General features: G+C 48.3%; 3 protein-coding genes and 1 pseudogene. 1 reads left to right on the top strand and 3 read right to left on the bottom strand.

Going from position 1 to position 4,494, the window contains the following annotated elements:
* From Q0991_RS24745 to Q0991_RS24735, 3 genes and pseudogenes are all read right to left on the bottom strand, one after another.
* Window positions 1-99 (bottom strand): annotated as a pseudogene (locus Q0991_RS24745) (single-stranded DNA-binding protein); the annotation flags it as partial.
* 148 nt (window positions 100-247) lie between these two features.
* Window positions 248-2,782, bottom strand: coding sequence for a mannose-1-phosphate guanyltransferase (locus Q0991_RS24740; RefSeq protein ID WP_299493708.1), 2,535 nt, complete (start codon window positions 2,780-2,782; stop codon window positions 248-250).
* Between the two features lie 132 nt (window positions 2,783-2,914).
* Window positions 2,915-3,658, bottom strand: a complete 744-nt coding sequence (locus tag Q0991_RS24735; RefSeq protein ID WP_299493706.1) for a DUF561 domain-containing protein — start codon at window positions 3,656-3,658, stop codon at window positions 2,915-2,917.
* Window positions 3,659-3,916: 258 nt separating this feature from the next.
* Here Q0991_RS24735 and Q0991_RS24730 point away from each other — a divergent pair, with 258 nt between their 5' ends.
* Window positions 3,917-4,267: a histidine triad nucleotide-binding protein gene (locus Q0991_RS24730; RefSeq protein ID WP_299493704.1), complete on the top strand. Its 351-nt coding sequence runs from the start codon at window positions 3,917-3,919 to the stop codon at window positions 4,265-4,267.
* Window positions 4,268-4,494 lie beyond the last annotated feature (227 nt).

Below are 4,494 nucleotides of genomic sequence, written 5' to 3'. Positions count from 1 at the left end.
AAACTGCACCCACATCTCGGAGATGGCAGTTTGTCCATCTTGGGTATATCGCAGTTGAGGGGCTTTGGTAATCTCTGCCATTAAGACACAAGTATTCATATGGTTAATCCTTCAAATCTTTTATTTAGGTGAGATTTCAGCCCTCTACGAGCAGAATAACAAGTTTGACTAAGATAAAGCCCCAAGTGGTTGGGGCTAATCTTAAATTCTGCAGCTTTAGGCAGTCTACCAAGAATAAATAAAGGGATCAGCTTTCCTCAAGATTGTTTTCTAAATCTGGATCGCGCTCGGTAAATTCTTGAATGCGCTGACGATACTCGCGTAAGGTGGCATCGACCCATTCCCGATCGCCACCATTGGCAAAAATATGGACTAGGGGCTCACTGGCATCTGGGAGAATTAAGGTCCAATTATCGGAAGCTGGGTCTATAACCTTAACGCCATCCACCAGTTCCAATGTATCGGCAGGATGCGTCTCCACCAAATAGCGCATCAAGGCCCCTTTCCGATTCCAAGGGCACCGCACAGTTTGAGTGCGATGGAAAATGCGGGGCAAATCAGCTTTGAGTTCACCCAGCGACTTTTGTTGTAGGGTGAGCATCTCAATCAGCTTGGCAATGGAGAACATGGCATCAAACCCCGGATGGAGTTGGGGAAAGATAAAGCCGGTATCTGCACTCCCCCCCAGTACTACATTAGGGTTGGTGCGGCAGGTTTCCATCAAAGCGGTGGGATTGACCTTGGTTCGAATGACAGTGGCATCATGGCGGCGGGCAATTTGTTCGACGGCACTTGAGGTATGCACGGGGACTACAACAGCACCTCTCGGATTGGCGGTCAAAATAATTTCCACCATCAAGGCGGTCAATTGTTCCCCTCGAATAGCACTCCCAGTTTCATCTACCAATAGAAGTTGCTCACCATTCGCTGCAACCTGGACGCCAAAATTGGCCTTCAATGCTTCCACCACAGGTCCCAACTGGGTGAGCAGTTCTTCTCGCTGTTCAGGCGTGGGGCCTTTCGTTCGCAAACTGGCATTTAAAACCACCGCATCACAGCCAAACTTACTGAGTAATCTTGGCAAGACTGCACCTGAGACAGCATAGACATAATCGATGACGACCTTGAAGTCACCTTCCCGAACAACAGCTGTATTGAGCCATTTTTCGAAAATTTGGGCATAGCCATCTAATAAGCCACCGGGATAAGTAATTCCACCAATTTCTCCAATGGGAGCCCGCCGAAAATCTTCTTTAAAGTAGGCCCCTTCAATTTTCTTTTCCTTTGCCTTGGAAATATTGATCCCCTGGTCATCAAAAAACTCAATCAGGATAAAGTCAGAGCGATCAGGGTGAATACGAACATGTACTCCACCCACTACCATGGAGGCACGGGGGACACAGCGAGCAATGGGTAAGGCGGTTGCTTCTAAATTTTGGACATCGACACCCACAGACATGATGCCAGAAATCAATGATCGGGAGACCATGCGGGAAATACTGCGCTGATCGCGAGAAACAGTGACCTGTGATCCTGGCTTCAATGTTGAGGCATAGGCTGCCCCTAATTTGACAGCAAACTCAGGGGTAATATCTACATTGGCTAAACCGGCGACGCCCCTCTGGCCAAAGAGGTTTCGAGGCGCAGTATTGCCCCAAATCAAGTTGATATTGAGGGTAGCCCCCGGCTCAATATGTTTACTGGGCCACACCCGCACCCCTGGACTGACTTGAGCCTCTTCACCCACCGTTGATAACGCTCCAACCACTGCGCCTTCTAGGACATGAGTGCGTCGATCCACCCGGGCCCCCCGAGCAATCGCACAGGCCCGCAGATGGGCTTCTTCTCCAATCAAAACGCCATTCCAAATAATTGGACGTTTTAGATCCGCATCGCTACCAATGGTGACGTTATCGCCTACAACCGTTCCAGTTTCAATGTTGGCCCGAGGCCCAATCCGACAATTATCACCAATCAGGATGGGGGGATGGAGTTTAGCTTCTGGATCAACGTGAACATTTTGTCCCATCCACAGTCCTGGGTTTATTTCTTGATAGGCAAATTCCAAGCGGACATTCCCCTGCAAAGCGTCATATTGAGCTTCTCGATAAGAATCTAAACTGCCAACATCGCACCAATAGCCCTCAGCAACGTAGCCAAACATGGGTTCACCTTTTTCCAGGAGTAAAGGAAACAGATCCTTAGAAAAGTCGGTTGGCTGATCGCTAGGGAGGTAATCCAATACCTCTGGTTCAAGGATATAGATGCCAGTATTGACCGTATCGGAAAAGACCTCGCTCGTGGAGGGCTTTTCCAGAAAGCGACCAATCCGATGGTGATCGTCCGTAATCACTACCCCAAATTCCATCGGGTCTGGGACTCGGGCTAGAACTAATGTAGCCTTGGAGCCTTTCTGCCGATGAAATTGAATAGCAGCGGTCAGATCAAAATCGGTGATGCAGTCTCCGCTAATGACGAGGAACGTATCTGTTAATAGGGCGGAAATGTTTTTAACGCACCCTGCCGTTCCTAAAGCTTGCTCCTCTTCGATGCCATAGGTCATCTGTACCCCAAAGTCAGACCCATCGCGGAAATAGTCCCGCATCACATCAGGGAGGTAGTAGAGCGTCGCAATGATTTCGTAGATCTGATGATGCTTGAGCAGATTAACAATATGCTCAGCAATCGGTCGATTGAGAATAGGTACCATCGGCTTGGGCAGATCGCAGGTAAGCGGTCTTAACCGAGTCCCTTCGCCACCAGCCATGAGTACGGCTCTCATAATCTATACTCCATGAACTACGCCCAATGCCCTGGGTCAGGCATTCTAAGTTTTGACTGAGGGATAACAGCCAAAACATTGCAGTCAGCCGCCGTTGCAGACTGTTCATCATGCCGCGCAGGGCAATTTAATTTATCCAATTGCAGGTCGAGTTGCGGCTTGTGGAAGCGATTCCACTAGGCATCTGACGGCTGCAACCATTGCCAATGGGTCATGAAGACGATTAACGGCGGATCCCACCCCAATTCCCGAAGCCCCTGCAGCAATCGCCAGCGGAGCGGTCACATTCGATAAACCGGACGCACAAAGCACAGGAATATCAACGGATCGGGCAATCTCATAGGCAGCAGCTAATGTGGGGGCTGCTTTCTCCATCAATCCTAACGTGCCTGCGTGAATTGGATCGCTACTGGTACCGCCTTCTGTTTGAATCAGGTTGGCCCCTGCTTGGACCAATTCTTGAGCCAATTGGACCTGTTGATCCAATTCTAGAATGTGGGGAACCGTCACTGATAAGGGAATCGTGGGCAGTAAGGCTCGGGTTTGATGCGTCAGTTCTAGAACTTCCGGGGCACTAAACTGGCGTCCTTGAGCATAAAAGCTATCAAAGTTACCAATTTCGATGAGGTCAGCCCCTGCAGAGACTGCTTCTACAAATTTTTCGGGCTCTACGGCTGACACGCAAATCGGTAAGCGGATGGACTGTCGTACGGTTTGAATTAGCTCAGGATCTGCAGCGATATCGACAAAAGTGGCTCCACCTTGTTCAGCAGCTTGCACTACAGCAGTGACATGGGCAGTATTGAAGTTATTTAAGCCACTGATAATCTTGATGGCGCGGCGTTGAGCCAAAGCTGATTGCAAGTGAGGATGCATCATTATTCCTTACCCGTTCTACGGACATAATTACGTAAAGTTTGAAACACGCCTAAACGTTTACATGCCTTTACATTAGAACGTTTTCAGCGCTTTACCATACTACTTTGCAGCTGACTATCTGTACACGTTTCTGGTGGCTTTCTCTGAGGGAAATTTGAGCCTGAATGATTCTCTACGGCTAAAGATTTGAATTTTCGGGCAGACCTCCCATAGGATGAACTCAAATTCCATTCAATTGGCTGGATGAGTGTCCTTATGAGTCAAGCGCCTGAGACGATTTTTAGCAAGATTATTCGTCGCGAAATTCCCGCAGATATTGTTTATGAAGACGACCTTGCGATCGCATTCCGTGACATCAGCCCCCAGGCCCCGGTCCATATTCTGGTCATTCCCAAAAAAGTCATCCCTCGTTTATCCGAATCAGACGCTAATGATCAGGCTCTTCTGGGCCATCTCTTAAAAGTCGTTCAGCAAATTGCGGCCCAGGAAAAGCTCGATAACGGTTTTCGCGTTGTGATTAATAACGGAGAAGACGGCGGCCAAACGGTGGATCACCTCCATTTACACCTGTTGGGTGGGCGGTCTTTAGGATGGCCCCCCGGATAGACCTTCGTTGCCTCAATCCTAAGAAATTCTTAAAAAGTTTACATTCTTAAACAAACTGGTTACAATCGGTGGAGAAGTTAATCAAGATTTATCTTAAAGCTTCTAAATTCATACACATTCATAATTTTCAGCAATCATAACCATGACAACAGTATTGCAAAGACGCGAAAGCGCCAGCGCATGGGAAAGATTTTGTAGCTTCATCACTAGCACCAACAACCGTTTAT

Source organism: Acaryochloris sp. IP29b_bin.137, assembly GCF_028285745.1.
GTDB lineage: Bacteria > Cyanobacteriota > Cyanobacteriia > Thermosynechococcales > Thermosynechococcaceae > Acaryochloris.
This window is presented reverse-complemented; position numbering and strand designations above follow the sequence as displayed.

Coding starts and splice junctions, on each gene's coding strand:
- Q0991_RS24740 (WP_299493708.1), bottom strand. CDS start 2,782: ATGAGAGCCGTACTCATGGCTGGTGGCGAAGGGACTCGGTTAAGACCG.
- Q0991_RS24735 (WP_299493706.1), bottom strand. CDS start 3,658: ATGCATCCTCACTTGCAATCAGCTTTGGCTCAACGCCGCGCCATCAAG.
- Q0991_RS24730 (WP_299493704.1), top strand. CDS start 3,917: ATGAGTCAAGCGCCTGAGACGATTTTTAGCAAGATTATTCGTCGCGAA.